The organism is Coralliovum pocilloporae (genome assembly GCF_030845175.1).
Taxonomy (GTDB): domain Bacteria; phylum Pseudomonadota; class Alphaproteobacteria; order Rhizobiales; family Cohaesibacteraceae; genus Coralliovum; species Coralliovum pocilloporae.
Genome location: NZ_CP132542.1, coordinates 396899 through 418453 on the forward strand (window position 1 = coordinate 396899; position 21555 = coordinate 418453).

Here is a 21555-nt window from a genome sequence, read left to right on the forward strand (position 1 = left end):
AATGCGCACTCAGGACGCAGACATTCTCATTGTGCCCGGCCAGGCCGGGCTCATTGGTGATCACTGGCTCGAACGCTGGCATCGCCAGTTGAAGACCGCGCGTCTGGTGGAGCAGGAAAACTGGCTGGAGCCTCAGCTTGAAAGCTGGTGCTCCAACCTCATCAAAGCGGTCGATGCCGCAACACGACCGGTCGTACTCGTCGGTCATCAGTGCGGCGTGCTGACCATCGCTCATGCCGCCAGTGCATTTACGCCGGGAAAAGTCGCCGGTGCCTATCTTGTGGCCCCGGTCAACGCCGATGACGACAAGACAACACCATTGGCCATGCAATGTTTCGGACCGGTTCCGAAAAACCGGCTTCCCTTCCCAAGCAAGGTAATCGCCAGCCGCAGCAACCCGCTCTGCAAATATGCCAAGGCCCGCAAGATGGCAGAAGCCTGGGGGTCAGAGGTGCAGGATGCAGGTGATGTGGGCACGATTGACCAGGCGAGCGGTCATGGCCCCTGGCCCGAAGGCCTGATGAGCTTCGGTGCCTTTCTCAAAAAGCTCGGGTAATCACGCAGCCTGCTTTGGTTCGACCAGGTGCAAAATGCGATTGGCCACATAAAGCGAGACGGGAACAGCAATCGCAACGCCAATGGCCGCCGCCAGAATCAACAGGCGCCCATCCATATCGCCAGTCCCGAAGATGGTCAGCGGAACCAGCACCGAGAAGCCTGCAAGTGTCGGTGCAATCACAATGAACATGATCACGGCAAGTTTGATCATAATCGCCTCCAGAGCCTTGAAACTGCGGATATACAGTTCCTCTTTCAGGCGAACTCTGACAAACCTCAACCGAGTTCGGATTGATCTACATCAACAAATTCGAATTTAAGAATTCAACTGGGACAGAACAGCATTCAACCCGACATCCATGTAGACCATGTCCGCGCCAACAGCGACACATTGGAAGCCAAGATCACGGAATCTGTGCGCCTCTTCAGGGTCTCTTGCATAAATCGCCGTAACCTTGCCATGGCGCTGGCAGGCTGATGCAATATCGGCCAGAACGGTCTGCAGATCCGCGTCGGATGAGTTCACCGTTTTTCCGTTGGAAAGCGAGATGGAAAGGTCATTCGGCCCGACCAGAACACCATCCAGTCCCGGTACAGACAGGATATCTTCAAGATTATCCAGAGCCTCTCTTGTCTCAATCATGGCAAAGCCGCAGACCTCATCATTCGCCTGATGAAGGAAGTCGACGCTTTCCCGTCCGTTCTGCTGCAATTGTCGTGTTCTGAATGCCCCCCAGCTTCTCTGGCCGACAGGCGGATAGTTCATCGCATCGACAAAGGTCTCGGCCAGAGCGCGATCGTTGATCATCGGGGCAATAACACCATGCGCACCCCAATCCAGAACGCGCCCTGCGAGATCAAATCGTCCGATTGGCACCCGGACGACAACCGGCTTTCCGGTCAGATAAATATGGCTGATCATGTCCCGCGCATCTGATTCCGCAATCAGGCCATGCTGCATGTCAATGATCACACCATCGAAGTCGGACCGCGCACATTGCTCCGCAAGAAGTGGCAGCGGCAACACACTCCAGGCGAAGTAAAACCGACCACCATCCTTGAGCATTTTCAAAAAAGACTGCGTCACGACCATCATACTCCCTTGGCTCACTGACAGATGAGACCAAGACCCTATACCGCAGATACAAAAAAGGCGACCACTGATGGGTCGCCCTGAAATTCAATCACATTCAACCTTATGCCGCTTCTTGAGGCTGAATGGGTACCATACCTGTGGGCGATGCCGGGTCGACCTCAAAGTCAACCATCAGCTTGTGCTGTTTGCGCTGGGCCAGGCCGCTATATTTAACAGCAGCTGCAAGTCCGGCTTTTGCCCAGAACCCGGGACCTGACAGGGCTGTGGACTTGGCTTTTACACCAACAAAATGCCGCAGAACCGCATTGGCATAATTCACCGCATATGACCGTCTTATATCGTCGGTCCAGTATTCGACCGTCATAGAGACGTTGAGACAATCATGATTGTCTATCCGATGCGGTCCGTTCAGACGCCATGTCAGCATGTCACCGGGCTCGATATCAAAGACCTCGGCATAATTGTCAAAGGCCGGGTCGTAGGGAATCTCTTCCTCGGTTACGTTCAGCACTACATCCTCAAGGCTTTCGCGGGAGAGGAATGGCGCCTCCGGAGGATAGACATAAACACGTTTGCTGCCGCGAAGCTGGATGAGCCCCTGCCCCGGCACATCCATATGATAAAAGACACGTGTCTTCGGCGAAGACAACAGAATCCCCAGGCGACGCTTAAAGGTCTTGAGACCTGGAACCGCGTCCTCAAGCTGGGAAAACAGTGTCTCTTCAATCTGCTTGAACCGAGGGTCCGTTTCATTGACATTCCGCGCATTGACCCAGATAGGCCCTTTACTCACGGCTTCAATGATTCCCTCTCCACGCGCGCTTCCCAAGCGACCCACGTGCCAGGAGCGAATATCATGTCCCTGATTATCCATTGTAGACACATAAAGCAGGTCATCCGGATGGTGACCGATAAGGTCTGCCAGCGCTGTATCACTGAACAGGCCCGTATCCTGCAGTGCATGAGAGAAACGAACGGTTTCGTTGCCCCAGATATCAGACAGGTTCTCAGGCAGGTCGTTCAAAACCCGGTCAAGAGACAAAGACATGGATAGACACCCCCAGATCAATAAAACACCAGACCTTTCACCTGACTTGGCAATGGTGCTTTAAGAGTTTGTTTCTGCGCGAGCTTTTGTCTGAAGCACGCTATAGTTCCGGCATTGCCGGTATTTAGGGGCAGCATAGCGCAGCTGTCTTAAAGACCAGTTTGAAGAAACGGACATTTGTCTCTTTGGTTAATCGGCAATGAAAAAACCGCGCTCCTTCAAAGAAACGCGGTTTTCAGAATCATATGCGAGGCACAGGCTGCCTAAGCTTCGGTGGCAATCTGCTCGCGTGCAGTGGCCATCAGCTCGTCCATGGTCCGGCGAATCTGGTGGTCAGACTGCTCGATACCGGCACTGTCGAAATCGCCGCGAATCTTGCGGAACACATCTTCATCGCCCGGCTCGTCAAAGTCTGCACGAACCACTTCCTTGGCGTAGTCAGCGGCCTTTTCGCCGGACAGGCCAAGCTTTTCAGCCGCCCAAAGGCCAAGAAGCTTGTTCCGGCGGGCTTCCGCCTTGAAACGAAGTTCTTCGTCATGGGCAAATTTTCTTTCAAACGCATCTTCACGCTGATCAAACGTGGTCATGTAAACCTCCTGGGGCCGCAATCGGTCACGAACCTGATTTGAGATGTCCTTTATGGATTTAATAGGGCTAACCAAAGGTAAAAACAATGCGACAAGAGGTGGTAATGCCCAATTTCAGCGAAAGTTCGAAAGATCATTGTGAAACCGGGCACTTTCTTGTAGTGTCGCGCCGCAAAGGCGGTGGGGATTCTGATGTCCGCCGCCTCCATTATTTGTCACGGAGAAATCCACCCGGATAACCGCTGCAGCGGAAAATCAGCCCGGTTGAATGGATGCTCTCATAGCAGAACACGGTATACGCCAATGAACCGTCGCCGCCGCATTTACGAAGGTAAGGCCAAAATTCTATATGAAGGACCGGAACCCGGAACGCTGATCCAGCATTTCAAGGATGATGCGACTGCCTTCAACAACAAGAAGCACGATATCATCGATGGCAAGGGTGTCCTGAACAACCGCATTTCGGAATTTGTTTTCGAGCACCTGAACCGGCTTGGCGTACCCACGCATTTTATCCGCCGTGTCAACATGCGCGAACAGCTGGTTCGTGAAGTTGAGATTGTGCCGCTTGAGGTAATCGTGCGCAATGTGGCTGCAGGATCTCTGTGTACCCGCCTCGGCCTTGAGGAAGGCACTCAGCTCCCGCGCTCCATCATTGAGTTCTGCTACAAAAAAGATGAACTGGGCGACCCGCTGGTGGCTGAAGAGCACATCACTGCATTCGGCTGGGCCAATCCGCAGGAACTTGATGATATCATGGCACTGACCATCCGCATCAATGACTTCCTGTCCGGCATGTTTGCTGCTGTCGGCATTCGTCTGGTGGACTTCAAGATCGAGTTTGGCCGCCTTTGGGAAGGCGACATGATGCGCATCGTTCTGGCCGACGAGATTTCACCGGATTCCTGCCGCCTCTGGGACATGAGCACCGGCGATAAGATGGACAAGGACCGGTTCCGCAAGGATCTTGGCGGCATGATCGAAGCCTATCAGGAAGTTGCACGCCGCCTCGGCATTCTCAACGAAAGCGAACGCCCTGTTACGGACGGCCCGCGACTGGTCAAGTAAACCGGTTTCCCTTTCACCTGAACACTACTTGAGCGAATACAGGACAAGCCATGAAGGCACGTATCACGGTAACCCTGAAAAACGGTGTCCTTGACCCCCAGGGCAAGGCAATTCAGAACGCACTTGGCAGTCTCGGTTTCGACGACGTCAACGGCGTTCGTCAGGGCAAGGTTATTGATCTCGACCTGGCCGATATGGACAAGGCCACCGCACAAACCCGCATCAGCGACATGTGCGAGAAGCTTCTGGCCAACACGGTCATCGAAAACTACGCAATCGAGCTGGTCGACTGATCGGGCAAGCATGATGGACAGGCCTCCTGCACAGGATGACAGCGGACGCATTATCCGCTTCCTTCTGATCCAGGCGGCTGTTTTCATCATCCTTCCTCTTGGTCTCACCGCTCTGGCTGTCATTCTGTATTTGTGAGGGCTCTCCGGATGAAATCTGCCGTAATCCTCTTCCCCGGCTCCAATCGCGAACGCGACATGCTTTACGCGCTTGAGCAGATCTCAGGCCACAGGCCGCAGACGGTCTGGCACACGGAAACCGAAATCCCGGATGTGGATCTGATCGTTCTCCCAGGCGGTTTCTCCTATGGGGACTATCTCCGCTCCGGCGCTATTGCAGCCCGCTCTCCGGTTATGGATGCCCTGCGCGCCAAAGCGGATGCAGGCGTCCGCGTTCTCGGTGTCTGCAACGGGTTCCAGATGCTGACAGAAGCAGGCCTTCTGCCAGGCGCTCTGATGCGCAACAAGGATCTGAAATTTGTCTGCCGGGAAGTGAAACTGGAAGTCGCCAATGCCGACACCCTGTTCACCCGAAGCTACACGCAAGGCCAGATTCTGCGTTGCCCGGTTGCCCATCACGATGGCAACTATTTCGCTGAAGATGACATCATCAGACAGCTTGAAGATCAGAACCGCGTTGCCTTCCGTTACGCAGACGGCACCAACCCGAATGGATCAATCAACAATATTGCCGGCATTCTCAATGAACGCGGCAATGTGCTCGGTATGATGCCGCATCCGGAAAACCTGATTGAAGACCTGCAGGGTGGCACTGATGGCCGCGGCCTGTTTGCCAGCGCTCTGGACGTGGCTGCCTGACCAATCAAAGGCATAAGAACGTTTCGAGGGACAGCATCATCTGCTGTCCCTTTTTTTTGTTGAGCTCTAGGTTCAATCGACATTCAGTCTTCCCAAGTTGGGTACAGATGTGATTCATAGGTTTCCAGATTCGATGAACTGGAGATGCTTTGATGCCCAAGCGCTATGAATTGACGGTTTCGCAATGGCGTAAGATTGAAGGGGTTTTGCCGGGCAAGCCTGGAGATCCAGGACGTAGCGGCAGAGATAACCAGCTGTTCGTAAACGGTGTTTTGTGGGTTCTACGATCCGGGGCGCACTGGCATGATCTTCCTGAACGCTACGGCAAATGGAAGACAGTGCATAAACGCTTCACTCGCTGGGCCGAGGCGGGCGTGTGGGAACGGGTGTTCGAGCATCTGATCAAGGACCCTGATAACAGCTACGTCTCGCTCGACAGCAGCCTTGTGCGCGCGCATCAACAGGCGGCGACAGGCAAGGGCTCAAAAGGGGGGACCAGGCTTTGGGGCATTCCCGAGGTGGTCTGACGACAAAGATCCACCTCGCGACGGATGCTCTTGGCCGTCCTCTGCGTATCATCCTGACGCCAGGCCAGCGTGGAGATGCACCGATTGCACCTGATCTTCTGGACGGCCTGACACCGAAGCGTGTGCTGGCGGACAAAGCCTATGATTCCAATGCGATCCGTGCTTTGATCCGCGCAATGCGGGCTGAGCCGGTGATCCCGTCTAACCCGACACGAAAACATCGCATCCCCTACGACTTCGAAGCTTATAAAGTCCGTAATACGGTGGAGCGATGCTTCAACAAGCTCAAGCACTTCCGACGTATCGCAACACGCTTCGACCGAAGGGCCATATACTTCCTCAGTTTCGTCCAAATCGCAGCTGCAATACTATGGATGAGATGAATGTCGATTCAGCCTAGAGCATTTTGCGATGAACAGGATTCATACGCATGCTCTCTGTCTTTGATGACGCGAGTTGTTTGTCGCCAAACCGGTCCCCACTTAGGCGCAACACGCTCTAAACTGCTGCGGAACGGCGTGCACGACGTTCCTGAACCAGCGGGGCCAATTGCACCAGAAGGATGGCAAAAAGGATAGCCACACAGCCAAACCAGCCCTGTAGTGGCAGTCTCTCTCCCAGAAGGATCATCGCTGACAGAGCAGCAAACAGGCTCTCGGACGACAGCAGAATGGCAGCATCTGCTGCGGGTGTATACCGCTGGGCAATCGCCTGCAGGGTAAAGGCAACCCCGCCCGAAATGACGCCGGTATAGACCAGTTCAAACCAGGTGTCAGAAATTGAAGCAAATGAAACCGGCTCGAACATCAGACCGAAGGCAGTGCCAAGAACCGCCACCACGGCAAACTGCAAAGCCGCAATGACGATCGCAGCAGAAAGTTCAGCGATGATAATCCCAAGCAGGATCACCTGAAGAGCCCAGAACAGAGCGCTGAGGATCGTCAGAACATCTCCCCAGTTCAAGCCTGACAGCGCATGCCCCAGAAGCCAGGCACCCGCCAGAGACAGTGCGGCCGCAGGCCAGACAGCGATATGGACAGACTGACGGAAGATAAACAGCGCCACAAGCGGCGTGAACACCACATAAAGTGCTGTCAGAAAACCGGAATTGGTCACCGTTGTGTAGAGCAGGCCGACCTGCTGCAATGCCAGGCCAAGAAAGAAACAAACACCCGTTGCCAGGATCAGCCACACATGGCGCGGTTTGATTTCAGGGCGCAGGCGCCGGTATTCCAGATAGGCCAGAGGCGCAACAGCCAGCGTCGCCAGAACAAAGCGCAGACCAGTGAACGTCAGAGGCCCCATTGTATCCATGGCTGTGGACTGAGCCACAAAAGCAGAACCCCAGATCAATGCTGCAAGCAACAGCAATCCGTTTGCAGAAAACCGCGTCATTGTCATTCTATCCCGGCAGGAAATCAGGGGCACGACTATCGCAACCCGAAGCAACTTGCCTTATCAAGCCCCTCCAGATGTGTAAAGGCTAATCGAGGGTGAAGTAAGGCAACTACAATTCGTCTCCATCACCCGCTTTGGCCATCCCTGTGATATCATCATCCAGAAGCGGTAACACACCACCCGCAAGCGCTGCACCTGCAGCCAAACCCGCCGGTGACTGTTTCTGCGCAGGTTCATCGCCTTCTTCATCGGGGGAGGCCAGCCTGACCGTTACCTGACGGTGAGCGAACTTGATGTCTTCCTTCTCAAACAGCTCACGGATCTTGGCGTAAACATGCTTGCGGACCATGAACTGATCGCCTGGCTTGGTCATGAATTTGACCCGGAGGATCATGGCGGACTCCTCCATTTTATACACACCCTGCGATTTGAGCGGCTGCATGAACATGTGGCCGATGGCCTCATCCTCAAGCAATTGCTGGCCGAGCTTCTTGATGAGTTTCCGAACCCGCTCCACATCCGTGTCATAGGTCACACGCAGTGGCAGTTTCATCATCACCCAGTCGCGAGAGAAATTGGTCAGCTGCTTGATCTCACCAAACGGGATTGTGTGCAGCGGTCCATTATGATGGCGAAGCTGGAAAGAGCGGATAGAGATTTTCTCAACCGTACCCTTGACGCCACCAAGATCAATATACTCGCCCTTCCGGAATGCATCATCGAGAAGGAAGAAGAAACCGGAGAAAACGTCCCGGATCAGGGTCTGTGCCCCAAAACCGATGGCGAGGCCGACAACACCAGCACCGGCAAAGAGCGGACCGATATCAACGCCCATTTCTGACAGAACGATCATGCCAGAAATCGCAACGATGGTGACGACCAGGAAGTTCCGGAAAATCGGCAGGAGTGTCGCGAGACGGGACGCCCCCTGACCCATCATCTCTTCCATGTCCATGCCAGGCTGCACAGGGTCCTCCTCCGCTATCTGGCGGTCAATCCAGGTCTGCACCGCCCGATAGGCGAGATGAGCAAGGAACAGAACGATTGCGATATCGAATGTCCGAACAAAGATGCTGTCGCTCCGCTCCAGATCCACACCCCAGGACAGGGCCACATACCCGGCCCAGCACGCAAAAGCCACAACGCCAGCGGCATGATCGAACACTTCTTTGAACAGAGGCTCCTGTGGTTCCTGTTCGTCCTCAACAGAAAACCCGTCTTCGGTAATCATCTCCTCATCAGGCTCGCTGGAAAGCTCACGCGCCTGTGCCATCCTCGATGCATAGACACGGTCGATAATCAGCAGCAGAACAGCATAAAGACCGAGCGCGAGGAAAATTCCGTCAACGGGCGCTGTCACCAGCCCGAACGCATTCGGCAATTCCAAAACGAGACGGACAATACTCGCAGCACCGGCAGAGATGAAATAGACAATAGCCAGGCTCTCCCAGAAACGCCCGAGAAGGCGGACCGGAAGCCAGACCTGGCTTTCTGGCTTTCCACCATAAATCGCCTGACGAATAGGCTCGCGATGCCGCCAGGCAATCCAGCTCAGCCCAAAGGTGGTCAGAACAATAGCAATGATCAGCGTCAGCGCATGCGCCAGTTCATCAAGCCCCAGGAAGCCCATCCAGACGCAGATCCCGATAGCCAAAGCTGAGACAGCCAGAACACGGATCTGATCTCTGTAAAGGGCGCTTGCCGAATGATCATCCATAGCAATCATGCGATGGGATGGCGCGTCAGGTGCCAGCACATTCAGAAAGATAATCCGTCCCAGACGGAAACCAACAAACGTCAACAAGGCCACAACCATGGTGGTTCTGGACGGCGGGTGTCCCCAGTCCGCGATCAGCATCACAAGCCCTGCAGCAAACAGGAAACCGAACGTGTTGATCCCCATCAGCACGGTTCGGCTGAGGAGATACGCAATCTTGTCAGCACGGGTCGCCGGGTTGGGATTATAGAGACCCGCAAATGTCCGCCGCCCCCATTGATCGCACTTGGCCTGGACATATCGCCCGACAACAAAGGCAATCGCGATTGCCAGAACCGCATAGAGCAGCCAATAAAGGCCACCTTCCGGGCCGAGTTTCTGCAGTGTTGTTATAATTTCGGACGGGTAATCAGGGGTTTTGCTGAATATATGGACAAGGGCAGCCCGAGCGGGCAGCAGAATATCGGTGATGAATCCGCCAATATCAAACCCGGCCTCAGTCTCGGTCGCAGCCTTTTCTGACGGGTCAATGACAACAATCGTGGCGCCGCTCTCTCTTGCTGTATCCAGCACCGGTTCAAGCGTTTCCAGCACAGAGGTCTGATTCGTATCTGCCCCACTCTCCTGAGCCTGCACCGGCAACGCAAACCAGAGTGCCGAAACCAGCAGCAGTGAAAGGGCTTTCCCCCAGTTCAAAACAGTAAATGCACTGAAAAACCGGAACGCGGACATCACCTACCCCCAAAAGTGAACCAAACAGAGCGCCACTATAGCGAAACCGCGGGCAACTGCTATCTTATACCAAAGGAACTTAATATTGACCCGTGTGACCGAGATTTATCCGCGTTCTGACAAGGAGCAGTTGGTGATGTGGTATGGATACCATAAGCCAAATGCAACGCTGCTCAGAACGCGTAGAAATCCGGCCTTCGGTGTCTTTCAGTCGCCCACTGGACTGCGTTGTTCTTCTTGGCTGATGTACCAACATCACCCTTCGAAAAACGCCTTGCCAGCAGCCGCCTGAAAGGCATCACATGCGTCAATATTAAGTTCCTTTGGTATAATCATTGACGTTGAGGCTGTGGGGAACTAATTCCATAGCACAAAGACAGGGAAAGAGCGCCTGTGCGCTCGCATTATGACAGCGGATTTCCATGACCTTCGTAAACGATATCGAGATCACGCCGGAGCTCATCGCCGAACATGGCCTGAAGCCGGATGAATATCAGCGCATTCTGGACCTGATCGGACGCGCGCCGACCCTCACCGAGCTCGGTATCTTCTCGGCGATGTGGAACGAGCACTGCTCCTACAAGTCATCCAAGAAGTGGCTCCGTACCCTGCCGACCAAAGGCCCTCGCGTCATCCAGGGACCAGGCGAGAATGCCGGTGTCGTCGATATTGGTGATGGTCAGGCAGCCGTCTTCAAGATGGAAAGCCACAACCACCCATCCTATATCGAGCCGTATCAGGGTGCCGCAACCGGTGTTGGTGGTATTCTGCGTGATGTGTTCACAATGGGTGCCCGTCCGATTGCCTCTCTCAATGCTCTGCGCTTCGGCGAGCCGGACCACCCAAAGACGCGCCATCTGGTTTCCGGCGCGGTCGCAGGCATTGGCGGCTACGGTAATTCCTTCGGCGTGCCGACCATTGGCGGTGAAGTGAACTTCCATGCCCGCTACAACGGCAACATCCTGGTCAACGCCATGGCGATTGGCCTTGCGGATGCCGACAAGATCTTCCTGTCAGAAGCCAAGGGCGTTGGCCTTCCTATCGTTTACCTCGGTGCCAAGACCGGTCGCGACGGCATTCACGGCGCGACCATGGCATCTGCCGAATTTGACGATGACACGGACGAAAAACGGCCAACCGTTCAGGTTGGCGATCCATTCACTGAAAAATGCCTGCTGGAAGCCTGCCTTGAGCTGATGAAAACCGGCGCGGTCATCGCCATTCAGGATATGGGCGCTGCCGGCCTCACCTGCTCTGCTGTCGAGATGGGTGCCAAGGGCAATCTGGGCGTTGAGCTCGATCTTGAAAAGGTCCCGTGCCGCGAAGATGGCATGACACCATACGAAATGATGCTGTCGGAAAGCCAGGAGCGCATGCTCATGGTTCTTCATCCTGAAAAGGAAGCAGAAGCAGAAGCCATCTTCGTCAAATGGGGTCTCGACTTCGCCATCTGCGGCAAGACCACCGATGACCTCCGGTTCCGTATCCGGTTCCATGGTGATGAAGTTGCCAATCTGCCGATCAAGGAACTGGGCGACGAAGCGCCTGAATATGACCGTCCATGGGTCGAAACGGCACCGGCAGACACCGTTGAAGCCAGCAATGTCGCAGAACCATCCGACATGGCACAGACCATTCTGAACATGGTTGGCTCATCAGAGCTGTGCTCACGGCGCTGGATCTGGGAACAGTATGATCACCTCATCCAGGGCAATTCCATGCAGATCCCGGGCGGCGATGCCGGTGTTGTCCGCATTGACGGAACCAGCAAGGGGCTGGCTGCTACGGTCGATGTAACCCCGCGTTATTGTGAAGCCAATCCCTATGAAGGCGGCAAGCAGGCTGTGGCTGAATGCTGGCGAAACCTGTCAGCCGTTGGTGCAGAACCATTGGCCGTGACTGATAACCTCAATTTCGGCAATCCGGAGCGTGAGGAAATCATGGGCCAGCTTGTTGGTTGCATCAAAGGCATTGGTGATGCCTGCAACACGCTGGACTTCCCCGTCGTATCCGGCAATGTCTCTCTCTATAACGAGACAAACGGTCAGGGCATTCTGCCCACACCGGCTATTGGTGGCATCGGCCTTCTGCCAGATGTTACACGCATGGCCCGCGTGGCCTTTGCCAATGAAGGTGAGCGTGTTTTGCTTGTTGGCGGTCATGGATCTCATCTGGGCCAGTCCTCCTATCTGCGGATTGCGGAAGGGCGGGAAGAAGGCGACGCCCCTCATATCGATCTGGCTCTTGAGAAAAAGAACGGCGACTTCGTGCGCAGCCAGATCCGGGATGGCAAAGTTGCTGTCTGTCATGATGTGTCAGATGGTGGTCTCGCCATTGCATTGGCGGAAATGGCTCTGTCCGGTTCCATGGGAGCGGACATTTCAATCGACGCCGCTCAGCCGCATGTGGCACTCTTTGCTGAAGATCAGGCCCGTTATGTCATTGCAGTCTCTGAAGACAGTGTTGATGCGGTCCTTGAAGCCGCCAGCACCGCTGGTGTTGTGATCGTCAAACTGGGCAAAACGGGCGGTGCGGAATTGAAACTGGGGTCAACCTGTTCCATATCCGTAAAAGACCTTGTCAACGCCCATGAGAACTGGTTGCCTGATTACATGGCAGTTGCCTGAGATTACGAGACACAGCCATTTTAACAGATGGCAGGCCCTGAGCCGGGAGACTTGACGAATGCCAATGGATGCGCGCGAAATTGAGACTATGATCCGGGATGCTCTTCCCGACGCCACTGTCGAGATCAAGGATCTTGCCGGTGACGGAGACCATTATGCTGCGATCGTGGTATCGGAGCAGTTTCGTGGCAAAACCCGCGTGCAGCAGCACCAGATGGTCTATGAGGCACTCAAAGGTAATATGGGTGGAGCCCTTCATGCACTTGCCCTTCAGACAAGTGCACCCAGTTAGCATCACCTGACTGGCACGACATTATTCGAACCCCGCCGCCTTGAACGGTCGGTTTCACAAGGAGATAGACTATGAGCGAAGTCCAGAGCTGGATCGACAACGCTGTCAAGAATCACGATGTGGTGCTCTTCATGAAAGGCACACCGAGCTTCCCGCAATGCGGTTTCTCAGGACAGGTTGTCCAGATTCTTGATTATATCGGCGTTGAATATCAGGGCGTCAATGTTCTGGAATCCGATGATCTGCGCCAGGGCATCAAGGACTATTCCAACTGGCCGACCGTGCCTCAGCTCTACGTAAAGGGTGAGTTTGTTGGCGGCTGCGACATTGTCCGCGAAATGTTCCAGGCTGAAGAGCTGCAGAGTTACATGGCCGAGAAAGGCATTTCTGCGGCATCCTGACAGCAAGCGGCAGAGTGACACTTTTGTGACGGCAAGCATTCCAATGCTTGCCGTTTTCTTTTATAGCAGAGCCGTACGATCAGAACGCTTTTAGCGGTTCATGCCTACAATCAATAACTTGGACTGAAGATCTGATGCTCAATCATTCAGAACCTTTGCGGCTTTCATCTCACAAGCCGCTCTCTCATGGTTCAGAGAGCACTGTTTATTATTACCCGGAAAACCCGGACTGGCTTGTCAAGGTGATGGTGCCCAGTCGGCAGAATGCCGGCAAAGACAAAGCCAAGAAATGGTACAAACGCTTTCGAAGAGATCAGACTCACCGCTATGCACTCAGGCAGGTCAATGAGTATCTGTCTTACCAGTACAGGGGCAAATCTCACCTGAGGATATTCGCGGACTTCGTTGGGTTTGTGGAAACCGATCTCGGGTTTGGGCTGGTCGTTCAAAGAGTTCAGAACTTCAATGGAGAAACCTCGGAAACCCTTGAAGAGGTTGTCCGCCGTGAAGGTATCACTCCGGATATCCTTGAGATCATAGATACATATTGCGCAATTCTGTCTGAGCATCAGATTGTCATGGTGGACATCCGCGCCCGCAATCTCATGGTCGTCGTAGCAGAAAACGGCCAGCGCCGCCTCGTTGCCATTGACAGCTTCGGTGAACGCAATCTGATCCCGATGGCCACCAATATCAAATGGTGGAACACGCGCCATATCCAGCGACACAGGCAGCAACTGATGGACGAGCTGGCCCGACTTGCCCTTTAGGGCACCCGGAACGCGTCCAGCATCGCGTCCACCGCATTACAGCCGTCAGCTTCATCGAGCTCTTTTGACGGAGTGAGATTCATAAAGTCAAACAGAGACCTGTCCAGGAGATGGGCAGGCCTTGTATTCGTCAGTGCCCTGAAAATCACCTGAGAGCGCCCCGGAGCCTGCCTCTCCCACTCCTGAAGCATGGCCTTGACCTGTTGACGCTGCAGGCCGTCCTGAGAGCCACAGAGATCACATGGAATAATCGGGAATTCCATGGCTTGGGAAAATTTCTCCAGATCCTGCTCCGCGCAATAGGCAAGCGGCCGCAGGACCAGAAGATCCCCCTCCTCATTCAACAGTTTCGGAGGCATCGCAGCCAGTCGCCCGCCATGGAAAAGGTTGAGGAAAAACGTCTCAACAATATCATCCCGATGGTGGCCAAGAACAATTGCATCGCAGCCCATTTCCCGGGCAACCCTGTAAAGGTGCCCTCTCCTGAGCCTCGAACACAGGGAGCAGTATGTCTGACTTTCCGGGATCTTCGAGGTGACAACCGAATATGTATCACGGCGTTCGATATGATACGGGATCCTGTAACGCTCAAAAAACTCAGGCAGTACATGAGACGGGAAACCGGGCTGGCCCTGATCCAGATTAGCGGCCACCAGATCGACCGGCAGGAGTCCCCGCCATTTCAGGTCGAGCAGTACAGACAAAAGGCCAAAGGAGTCCTTCCCTCCCGACATGCAGACCAGCCACTTTGAACCTGGCTTGACCATGCCATAATCATCGAGAGCCTGGCGCGTCTGCCGAACCAGCCGTTTGCGGAGTTTCTTGAAGCCAACACTGTCGGGCGTTTCGACAAACAGCGGATGACAATCATCCTGCGTTACGACTGCATCGGCCATTGTGAGCTCCTAGGACCAGGACCTAAAGTATGTTGTGCTGAAAGGGCATCACACAACATGCTCTGTATTTTTGCTGAAGCGCGCTGTTCTCGCCAAACCGGTTCCCGCTTTGACGCAACGCGCTGTAGAATTTGTTGCTGCGCGAGCTTTTACCTGCAACAGGACAGATAACAGAAAAGGCCGCCGGCAAAAAGCGCGGCGGCCTTCTCAAAAATCGAAAGAGAACCTTAGCGGGAGTAGAATTCGACCACCAGGTTTGGTTCCATCACAACCGGATAAGGAACGTCGTTCAGCTGCGGTACACGGCTGAAGGTTGCGACCATTTTGTTGTGGTCTGCATCAACGTAATCCGGAACGTCACGCTCGGCACTGGCAACAGATTCCAGAACGATAACGAGCTGCTTGGATTTTTCGCGCACTTCGATGACATCACCAACGCGGCAACGGTAGCTGGCAATGTTGACCTTGCGGCCATTGACCATGACGTGACCGTGGTTGATGAACTGACGGGCAGCAAACATTGTCGGAACGAATTTCGCACGATAAACGATCGAATCCAGACGGCTCTCCAGCAGACCAATCAGGTTTGCAGGTGTATCGCCTTTAAGACGGACAGCTTCATCATAGATCTTGCGGAAAGATTTCTCGAGGATGTTGCCGTAATAGCCTTTCAGCTTCTGCTTGGCACGCAGCTGGATACCGAAGTCCGACAGCTTGCCGCGGCGACGCTGACCATGCTGGCCCGGGCCGTATTCACGACGGTTGGCTGGGCTCTTCGGACGACCCCAGATATTTTCGCCCATGCGGCGATCAAGTTTATACTTAGCACTATGGCGCTTTGACATCGCGTATGATCCTATCAATCAAGAAGGTTACACGCCCTCCTAGGCCCCGAGGAGCCGACAGAAACAGAGCGAGGCGCCCGCCTGTTTCACGGGTGTGCGAAAAAACATACGGGCCCGAAAGCCCGCATGGCGCGTTGCTATAACCTCATGCTTTGAATGTCAACTATTGACGCCTCAAAATCACGCATAACTGCGGCATTTTCCGGGAAAACTGTCAATCAGTCCAAACCGGCATCGATGAGATGGCTTTCTCTAACAAAACATCCAGCTTCACCAGACGCCAGAAACAGTCACAGTCACAGTCACAGTCACAGTCACAGTCACAGTCACAGGCTGTATATCACCAAGCAAACCACGTAAACAGTTCAGGAAATCTGCCCAACCGCCTAGATAATAATCATAATTATCCAAAAACACCCTAAGGCACCACACCCTAAAATCTATATTAACTGTATTACAAACAAAACCCGCGCTCTTCATCTATTAAGCTGCTGATATTCCAACCATTAACCTGTTACCGGGATACTACCTCCTGCGTCACGCGAGTAAGCAATTACTCAGACGCAGTGCGGGCAATGGGGCGGCGTTAACATGCAGAAGTGGGTAAAACGGCAGCCAGGTGGTGGCGCTGCGGCGAACAGCGTTCTTGAGCTGACTTTCGATATTGAGGAACCGGTTGCCTTCAGCAGGCTGTTTCTCGAAGAAATTCTGTCCGCTACAAATTATGCATTACAGCCAATCGTGGATGTCAATACAGGCGCAGTATACGCCTATGAAGCTTTGCTGCGCGGCCACCAGGCACTCGGTTTCAACCAGATTTCCGAAATCTTCGACACCGCCTATGAACATGACTGTCTTGTGGAGCTGGAAATCGGTCTGCGGAAGAAGGCCGTCAGCAAATATGCTGACCTTCCTAACGCGAAAGACCTCAAACTCTTTGTCAATCTGGACGGGCGGGTACTCAATGCGCCCAACCGGCTGCATATAGAAACAACGCGCATGCTGGCGGCACATAACCTCCCGAAGTCCGCTTTATGTGTCGAGTTGTCGGAACAGCACAAGAACTCAGAAGCCAACAATGCACAGGATCAGATGGACCTGATGCGGGAAAACGGCTTCCGTTTGGCACTTGATGATTTTGGACAGGGCTTTTCAGAACTGAAGCTCCTCTATGACATTGAGCCGGATTATGTGAAAATCGACCGGTTTTTCATAAAGGATATCCATACCACATCACGCAAGAAGCTGTTTGTGGCAACTGTTACCAATCTCGCACATGTTCTGGGTGCCAGCGTGGTGGCAGAAGGTGTTGAAACAGCCGAAGAGTTTCTCGCCTGCCGACAGATCGGCTGCGATCTCATCCAGGGTTATTTCGTTGAGCGGCCATTCCTCGATACAGACCTGGCCATGAAGAGCTATCATCATGTACGCCTTGCCACCCGGTCCGAACGACGGGGCAAGGAAAGTGATTCCCAGCTTATCCGCGAGGAAATGAGTTGGGTAAAACCGATCACAGATACTGCTGAAATCGCTGATGTCTTTGACCAGTTCAGGGAGAGCAAAGCAGAGCCCTGTGTCCCGATTGTCGACCAGCATGGCGAGCCGCGGGCCATCATCCGTGAAGCCGACATGAAGCACTATATCTATTCCGAGTTCGGTCGCGATCTTCTGATGAACAAGGGTTTGGGGAAACCTCTGCAGCGTTTCCAGTCCCGCTGTCCCGTGGCCGATATCAACAGCGATGTGGATACAATGCTGGAGATCTTCGCGAACAACGCAATCGAGACAGACGGCATCATCCTGACGGATCATGGGCAATATGCAGGCTTGCTGTCTGCCCAGTCGCTGCTCAAAATCATTAACGAGAAGCGCTTCAAGCAAGCGCAGGACCAGAACCCGCTGACCAAGCTGCCGGGCAACCAGTCCATTCATGATTTTGTAGCCTCCTCTTCGGAGCAGGCCGATACAGATCGGGCCTATTGCTATTTCGATTTCAACAATTTCAAACCATTCAACGATCGCTACGGATTCCGTCAGGGTGACCGGGCGATCATCCTCTTTGCTGACCTGCTCAAGAAGGCCTTTGGCCAGGGTGCGTTCCTGGGTCATGTGGGTGGAGATGACTTCTTTGCTGGCTTCAAGAATGCCGATCAAGCCCTGATCCGCCAGCAGGTTGAGACGCTCCTGACCACTTTTGAGCAGGACATCAAGTCCTTCTACGATCCGGAGGATCGGAAAGCGGAATATCTGGAAGGCCAGGACAGATCAGGACGCCCTGCCCGTTTCCCGCTGATGCGGTGCTGTGGTGCTATCCTGACCATTTCAAAAGGGGTACCGGTTCATGCCACCAACCACCTGTCACAGGCGATTGCAGAACTGAAGTCTATCTCGAAGCTGTCCGAGAACGGTCTTGCGATCAGGGACTACAGTCCTGCCCCGAACGCGGATGACAACTGACGGAAATTACGCACCTGCAACCGCATCGAGCCAATCAGGTCCATCACCTGAGCAGGTGGCTGCCTTCCGCTTGTGGCAGTAAACAGGCTCTCATCCTCACTCTTCCAGTCAGACAGGCCATGATAGATGATCAGATCCTTGACCCGCCTTGCTATGGCATCTGACGGATCGATCCAGATCACAGGCCAGGGCGCCATATCGGCCATAGGTTTCAGCAGAAACGGATAATGGGTGCAGCCAAGAACCACTGTATCGGTTCTTTTGCCATCCAGTTCGACAAAGCAGGGCCTGATTTCCTCAAGCAGGGCTTCTGTCTGAACCTCACCGCCTGTGACATAGTTTTCAGCCAGACGCGCGAGACCTGATGCCCCCACAAGACTTATCCTGATATCAGACGCAAAGTCCCGGATAAGATCGAATGTATAGTCCCGTTTGACGGTTCCCGGGGTTGCCAGAACACTGACCATACCTGTCCTGGTCTGCTCTGCCGCAGGCTTAATCGCAGGGACGGTTCCAACAAAAGGAACATCAAACCGCGACCGCAGGGCGGGCAGAACCAGCGTAGACGCGGTATTGCAGGCGATCACCACGCAATGGGGCATGAACAGCGCGATGGCTTTTTCCATGATCCGCACAATGCGGTTGGTCAAAGCAAGTTCGCCCCAGTCCCCATAGGGAAAACCGGCATCATCCGCCAGATAGGTCACAACAGCTTCCGGCATTTCAGCTCGAATAGACCGCAGCACGGACAGGCCGCCAATACCAGAATCGAAGACAAGGAGGCGGGGATTCGCCATCCCAGGGTCAAAACTCATTGCTCACGTCCATTCTGCGATAGTCATTTTTTCGTCCGGTGCGGCGGGGGTCCACAGGAAACCTTCCGGTTTTCAAGAATCTCCAACAAAGCCGGGCGGAAAAATGACCCCGCCTTTCGGGTTCATCCGGGAAGCTCAGCCTAACCACAAAGAACAGCTTGAATAGGTCCACCTGCCCGGCGCTCTTGTTTCTGCCCATTCTGAACTTCCCTGATGAACAGAATGGCCGTGAGCAATGAGACTTGACCCTAGTCAGCGCTCTCGTCGGATTTCTGCGCAGACGGTCTGGTTTCCCGTTTCTCAAGAGCCGCAATCACACCGCGCAGGGTCCGGATTTCCTGCTCGGAGAACTGCGCGCGTTGCAGCATGGTTCTGAGGTTCCGAACGATAGATGGTTTCTTTTCAGGTGGTCTGAAGAAATTCACCGCATCCAGTGCACGTTCCAGATGTTCGAACATCCGGATCAGATCAGCTTTCGGTGCCGCCTGGATAGCATCCGGCGTGGAGAACGGCGTCACCTCCTCCTCACCCAGAACCACCTTGCGCCATTCATAGGACATGACGAGCACAGCCTGTGCAATATTCAGTGACGCAAATTTCGGATCGACCGGCAGCGTGACGATTTCATCAGCCAGCGCCACTTCCTCATTGGTCAGCCCCCACCGTTCACGACCAAACAAAAGCCCCGTTCGCGATCCGGCCTGCTCATAACCGGCCAGGATGGATGTCGCCTCAACCGGTCCACGAACCACTTTCAACATATCCCGCTCCCGACGGGTGGTGGCCATGACAAATGAGAGATCCGCTACCGCCTCTTCCGTGGTGTCATAGACACGCGTACGGTCAGTGATATGCGTTGCACCACTTGCAGACGCTATGGCGCGCTCATTCGGCCATCCATCGCGCGGGTTGACCAGACGCAGGTCCACCAGACCAAAATTCGCCATGGCACGGGCTGCCGCACCAATATTCTCGCCCATTTGTGGTTCAACAAGAATAATTGCAGGAGACTTGGTCAATCCGGAGGGTGATACAGGTTGGGCCATGACAGATCCGATAGTCGATGTTTCAGCCAACTTGTGCCGGGTTCATCACCGGAAAGCAAGCCCGCAAGCACGATCAGATCTGGGGACAAGTCGCAAAACATTCCCCTCTCTTGTCTCCATACGACGTTCACGTCGTTTTCCGCGGCTTAAGGCAGGCTGTTTCAGATAGCATCACCCGGACAGGAGAAAAGGCGATGTGGCAGGCTATCAGGTCCTCGTGGACTCTTTTTATCGGCATGATCTTTCTGATGGTCAGTAACGGGCTTCTTGCCACACTACTGACTTTGCGCGCGGGCGAGCTTGGCTTCTCAGATACAATGATTGGCCTGATGCAGTCAGCATATCCCGTGGGAGCGTTTGCGGGCTGTGTTATTGCGCCGCGTCTGGTTATCAATGTGGGCCATATCCGTGCCTTCGCAGCTCTTGCCTCACTCGCCAGTATCGCGGCTCTGATCCACCTCGTGACCAGCGACATAGCGAGCTGGACCCTTATGCGCATTCTGGCAGGTTTCTGCTATTCCGGCCTTTATATTGTTGCCGAAAGCTGGCTGAACGGTCGCGCCACCAATGAAAACAGAGCCAGCCTTCTCTCAATCTACTTTCTGATCCAGACCGGAGGGGCAGCGCTCGGACAGGTTTTCCTGAACCTGTCCACGCCAGATGGAATCTTCCTCTTCGTTCTGGTCTCTATTTTTGTATCCCTCTCACTTATCCCTATTTTGACCTCATCCAGTGCCTCACCGCCGTTTGAGCTGCCAGAGCGCATCTCGATCAGAGAGCTGTTCAAACTGACGCCAATGGGGCTGACCGGGAGCTTTCTGAATGGCATCTCCCAGAGCGCGCTTTACATATCCCTCGCGCTTTACGGAAAGGGTATCGGCCTTGCTCCTGGAGAAATCGGCGGCCTGATCGGTGTCGCGACCCTGGGCGGCATGGTCTTCCAGTTTCCCATCGGGCGACTCTCAGACAGAATTGACCGTCGTCTTGTGATTACGGGGGTTGCGTTGCTGTCAGTGCCAATCTCACTGTTCATTTTCATGCTTGGCAGCCAGCCCGGAAACCTGCTCTGGGTCTATGCTGGCGTATTCCTGATCGGCGGCACGGCTTTCCCGATCTATTCTGTCTGCGTGGCTCATATGAACGATCATCTGCGCCCAAGCCAAATTGTGGCTGCCAGCGGCACCCTGACACTGGTCCTTTATACAGGCGTCATCATCGGCCCCAGCCTCAGTGCCATTGCCATAGATCAGCTCGGACACACGGCCCTGTTCATGTTTGTTGCGATCACTCAGGCACTCACAGTAACAACCGCCCTCTTCCGGTTCTGGAAAGGCAAGAGTGCCCCTGATGAACGGGGAACAGCCATGGCAGTGGCACAGTCGGCAACCCAGATGGCAGCGCACCTGAATCCGGAAGCAGAACGACCATATGCGGATGATAAATTATACGATTCTGCCGAAAAACAGGATCTGAGGCAATAAGGCACCTGTTAAACCTTCGGCCCCTATGCGAAGGCTTCCGGCAATGCTATACCGGCGCCGAACTTTCATGAAACACGCATGTGTG

The 21555-nt window shown here is 54.2% G+C and carries 21 protein-coding genes and 1 pseudogene; 12 read left to right on the plus strand and 10 right to left on the minus strand.

The window, feature by feature from the left end; all coding sequences use genetic code 11:
* The first annotated feature begins 1 nt into the window (after position 1).
* Positions 2-556 (plus strand): RBBP9/YdeN family alpha/beta hydrolase, encoded by a 555-nt coding sequence (locus RA157_RS01955; RefSeq protein WP_350334803.1) that lies wholly within the window; start codon positions 2-4, stop codon positions 554-556.
* On the opposite strand, the gene RA157_RS01960 is transcribed toward RA157_RS01955, so the two are convergent.
* From RA157_RS01960 to RA157_RS01975, 4 genes are all read right to left on the minus strand, one after another.
* Complete coding sequence (locus RA157_RS01960) at positions 557-769, minus strand: hypothetical protein (RefSeq protein ID WP_350334804.1); 213 nt, start codon at positions 767-769, stop codon at positions 557-559.
* Positions 770-874: 105 nt separating this feature from the next.
* Entirely contained in the window at positions 875-1645 is a 771-nt protein-coding gene (locus RA157_RS01965) for an HpcH/HpaI aldolase family protein (protein WP_350334805.1), read from the minus strand.
* Between the two features lie 109 nt (positions 1646-1754).
* Entirely contained in the window at positions 1755-2702 is a 948-nt protein-coding gene (locus RA157_RS01970; protein ID WP_350334806.1) for a hypothetical protein, read from the minus strand.
* A 263-nt stretch (positions 2703-2965) separates the two neighbouring features.
* The gene (locus RA157_RS01975) at positions 2966-3289 is read right to left on the minus strand and encodes a DUF1476 domain-containing protein (protein ID WP_350334807.1); all 324 of its coding nucleotides are present in this window, start codon (positions 3287-3289) and stop codon (positions 2966-2968) included.
* A gap of 303 nt (positions 3290-3592) precedes the next feature.
* Between RA157_RS01975 and purC the strand changes: the two genes are divergently transcribed.
* From purC to RA157_RS02000, 5 genes and pseudogenes are all read left to right on the plus strand, one after another.
* Positions 3593-4357, plus strand: coding sequence for a phosphoribosylaminoimidazolesuccinocarboxamide synthase (gene purC / locus RA157_RS01980; RefSeq protein ID WP_350334808.1), 765 nt, complete (start codon positions 3593-3595; stop codon positions 4355-4357).
* A gap of 50 nt (positions 4358-4407) precedes the next feature.
* Positions 4408-4650 carry a phosphoribosylformylglycinamidine synthase subunit PurS gene (purS, locus tag RA157_RS01985; RefSeq protein WP_350334809.1) on the plus strand — a complete coding sequence of 81 codons (243 nt, stop codon included), beginning with the start codon at positions 4408-4410 and terminating at the stop codon, positions 4648-4650.
* 10 nt (positions 4651-4660) lie between these two features.
* The gene (locus RA157_RS01990; protein ID WP_350334810.1) at positions 4661-4786 is read left to right on the plus strand and encodes a phosphoribosylformylglycinamidine synthase-associated small membrane protein; all 126 of its coding nucleotides are present in this window, start codon (positions 4661-4663) and stop codon (positions 4784-4786) included.
* Positions 4787-4797: 11 nt separating this feature from the next.
* A complete protein-coding gene (gene purQ / locus RA157_RS01995; RefSeq protein ID WP_350334811.1) occupies positions 4798-5466 on the plus strand; it encodes a phosphoribosylformylglycinamidine synthase subunit PurQ in 669 nt (222 codons plus the stop codon).
* 152 nt (positions 5467-5618) lie between these two features.
* Positions 5619-6376, plus strand: a pseudogene (locus RA157_RS02000) (IS5 family transposase).
* A gap of 115 nt (positions 6377-6491) precedes the next feature.
* Here RA157_RS02000 and RA157_RS02005 read toward each other — a convergent pair.
* Together RA157_RS02005 and RA157_RS02010 are read right to left on the minus strand one after the other, a co-directional pair.
* Positions 6492-7388 (minus strand): DMT family transporter, encoded by an 897-nt coding sequence (locus RA157_RS02005; RefSeq protein ID WP_350334812.1) that lies wholly within the window; start codon positions 7386-7388, stop codon positions 6492-6494.
* Positions 7389-7500: 112 nt separating this feature from the next.
* Positions 7501-9840, minus strand: coding sequence for a mechanosensitive ion channel family protein (locus RA157_RS02010; RefSeq protein WP_350334813.1), 2340 nt, complete (start codon positions 9838-9840; stop codon positions 7501-7503).
* Between the two features lie 422 nt (positions 9841-10262).
* Here RA157_RS02010 and purL point away from each other — a divergent pair, with 422 nt between their 5' ends.
* The 4 genes from purL (at position 10263) to RA157_RS02030 (ending at position 13930) form a co-directional block, all read left to right on the plus strand.
* Positions 10263-12467 (plus strand): phosphoribosylformylglycinamidine synthase subunit PurL, encoded by a 2205-nt coding sequence (purL, locus tag RA157_RS02015; protein ID WP_350334814.1) that lies wholly within the window; start codon positions 10263-10265, stop codon positions 12465-12467.
* A gap of 58 nt (positions 12468-12525) precedes the next feature.
* Positions 12526-12759: a BolA family protein gene (locus RA157_RS02020; protein ID WP_350334815.1), complete on the plus strand. Its 234-nt coding sequence runs from the start codon at positions 12526-12528 to the stop codon at positions 12757-12759.
* A 71-nt stretch (positions 12760-12830) separates the two neighbouring features.
* Positions 12831-13160: a Grx4 family monothiol glutaredoxin gene (gene grxD / locus RA157_RS02025; RefSeq protein ID WP_350334816.1), complete on the plus strand. Its 330-nt coding sequence runs from the start codon at positions 12831-12833 to the stop codon at positions 13158-13160.
* Between the two features lie 134 nt (positions 13161-13294).
* Entirely contained in the window at positions 13295-13930 is a 636-nt protein-coding gene (locus RA157_RS02030; protein ID WP_350334817.1) for a YrbL family protein, read from the plus strand.
* Here the strand turns inward: RA157_RS02030 and ttcA are convergent.
* Positions 13927-14826, minus strand: a complete 900-nt coding sequence (gene ttcA / locus RA157_RS02035; RefSeq protein ID WP_350334818.1) for a tRNA 2-thiocytidine(32) synthetase TtcA — start codon at positions 14824-14826, stop codon at positions 13927-13929. The two genes, RA157_RS02030 and ttcA, sit on opposite strands and share 4 nt — an antisense overlap.
* Positions 14827-15053: 227 nt before the next feature.
* Positions 15054-15671, minus strand: a complete 618-nt coding sequence (gene rpsD, locus RA157_RS02040; protein ID WP_350334819.1) for a 30S ribosomal protein S4 — start codon at positions 15669-15671, stop codon at positions 15054-15056.
* A 591-nt stretch (positions 15672-16262) separates the two neighbouring features.
* On the opposite strand from rpsD, the gene RA157_RS02045 reads away from it, so the two are divergent.
* The gene (locus RA157_RS02045; RefSeq protein ID WP_350334820.1) at positions 16263-18128 is read left to right on the plus strand and encodes a GGDEF domain-containing protein; all 1866 of its coding nucleotides are present in this window, start codon (positions 16263-16265) and stop codon (positions 18126-18128) included.
* Here the strand turns inward: RA157_RS02045 and murI are convergent.
* Together murI and RA157_RS02055 are read right to left on the minus strand one after the other, a co-directional pair.
* Complete coding sequence (gene murI, locus RA157_RS02050) at positions 18095-18943, minus strand: glutamate racemase (protein ID WP_350334821.1); 849 nt, start codon at positions 18941-18943, stop codon at positions 18095-18097. The genes RA157_RS02045 and murI overlap by 34 nt on opposite strands.
* A gap of 248 nt (positions 18944-19191) precedes the next feature.
* Positions 19192-19989 (minus strand): RNA methyltransferase, encoded by a 798-nt coding sequence (locus RA157_RS02055; protein WP_350334822.1) that lies wholly within the window; start codon positions 19987-19989, stop codon positions 19192-19194.
* Between the two features lie 236 nt (positions 19990-20225).
* Here RA157_RS02055 and RA157_RS02060 point away from each other — a divergent pair, with 236 nt between their 5' ends.
* Positions 20226-21470 (plus strand): MFS transporter, encoded by a 1245-nt coding sequence (locus tag RA157_RS02060; protein WP_350334823.1) that lies wholly within the window; start codon positions 20226-20228, stop codon positions 21468-21470.
* Positions 21471-21555 lie beyond the last annotated feature (85 nt).

Coding starts and splice junctions, on each gene's coding strand:
- RA157_RS01955 (WP_350334803.1), top strand. CDS start 2: ATGCGCACTCAGGACGCAGACATTCTCATTGTGCCCGGCCAGGCCGGG.
- RA157_RS01960 (WP_350334804.1), bottom strand. CDS start 769: ATGATCAAACTTGCCGTGATCATGTTCATTGTGATTGCACCGACACTT.
- RA157_RS01970 (WP_350334806.1), bottom strand. CDS start 2,702: ATGTCTTTGTCTCTTGACCGGGTTTTGAACGACCTGCCTGAGAACCTG.
- RA157_RS01975 (WP_350334807.1), bottom strand. CDS start 3,289: ATGACCACGTTTGATCAGCGTGAAGATGCGTTTGAAAGAAAATTTGCC.
- purC (WP_350334808.1), top strand. CDS start 3,593: ATGAACCGTCGCCGCCGCATTTACGAAGGTAAGGCCAAAATTCTATAT.
- purS (WP_350334809.1), top strand. CDS start 4,408: ATGAAGGCACGTATCACGGTAACCCTGAAAAACGGTGTCCTTGACCCC.
- RA157_RS01990 (WP_350334810.1), top strand. CDS start 4,661: ATGATGGACAGGCCTCCTGCACAGGATGACAGCGGACGCATTATCCGC.
- purQ (WP_350334811.1), top strand. CDS start 4,798: ATGAAATCTGCCGTAATCCTCTTCCCCGGCTCCAATCGCGAACGCGAC.
- RA157_RS02005 (WP_350334812.1), bottom strand. CDS start 7,388: ATGACGCGGTTTTCTGCAAACGGATTGCTGTTGCTTGCAGCATTGATC.
- RA157_RS02010 (WP_350334813.1), bottom strand. CDS start 9,840: ATGTCCGCGTTCCGGTTTTTCAGTGCATTTACTGTTTTGAACTGGGGG.
- purL (WP_350334814.1), top strand. CDS start 10,263: ATGACCTTCGTAAACGATATCGAGATCACGCCGGAGCTCATCGCCGAA.
- RA157_RS02020 (WP_350334815.1), top strand. CDS start 12,526: ATGCCAATGGATGCGCGCGAAATTGAGACTATGATCCGGGATGCTCTT.
- grxD (WP_350334816.1), top strand. CDS start 12,831: ATGAGCGAAGTCCAGAGCTGGATCGACAACGCTGTCAAGAATCACGAT.
- RA157_RS02030 (WP_350334817.1), top strand. CDS start 13,295: ATGCTCAATCATTCAGAACCTTTGCGGCTTTCATCTCACAAGCCGCTC.
- ttcA (WP_350334818.1), bottom strand. CDS start 14,826: ATGGCCGATGCAGTCGTAACGCAGGATGATTGTCATCCGCTGTTTGTC.
- rpsD (WP_350334819.1), bottom strand. CDS start 15,671: ATGTCAAAGCGCCATAGTGCTAAGTATAAACTTGATCGCCGCATGGGC.
- RA157_RS02045 (WP_350334820.1), top strand. CDS start 16,263: ATGCAGAAGTGGGTAAAACGGCAGCCAGGTGGTGGCGCTGCGGCGAAC.
- murI (WP_350334821.1), bottom strand. CDS start 18,943: ATGAGTTTTGACCCTGGGATGGCGAATCCCCGCCTCCTTGTCTTCGAT.
- RA157_RS02055 (WP_350334822.1), bottom strand. CDS start 19,989: ATGGCCCAACCTGTATCACCCTCCGGATTGACCAAGTCTCCTGCAATT.
- RA157_RS02060 (WP_350334823.1), top strand. CDS start 20,226: ATGATCTTTCTGATGGTCAGTAACGGGCTTCTTGCCACACTACTGACT.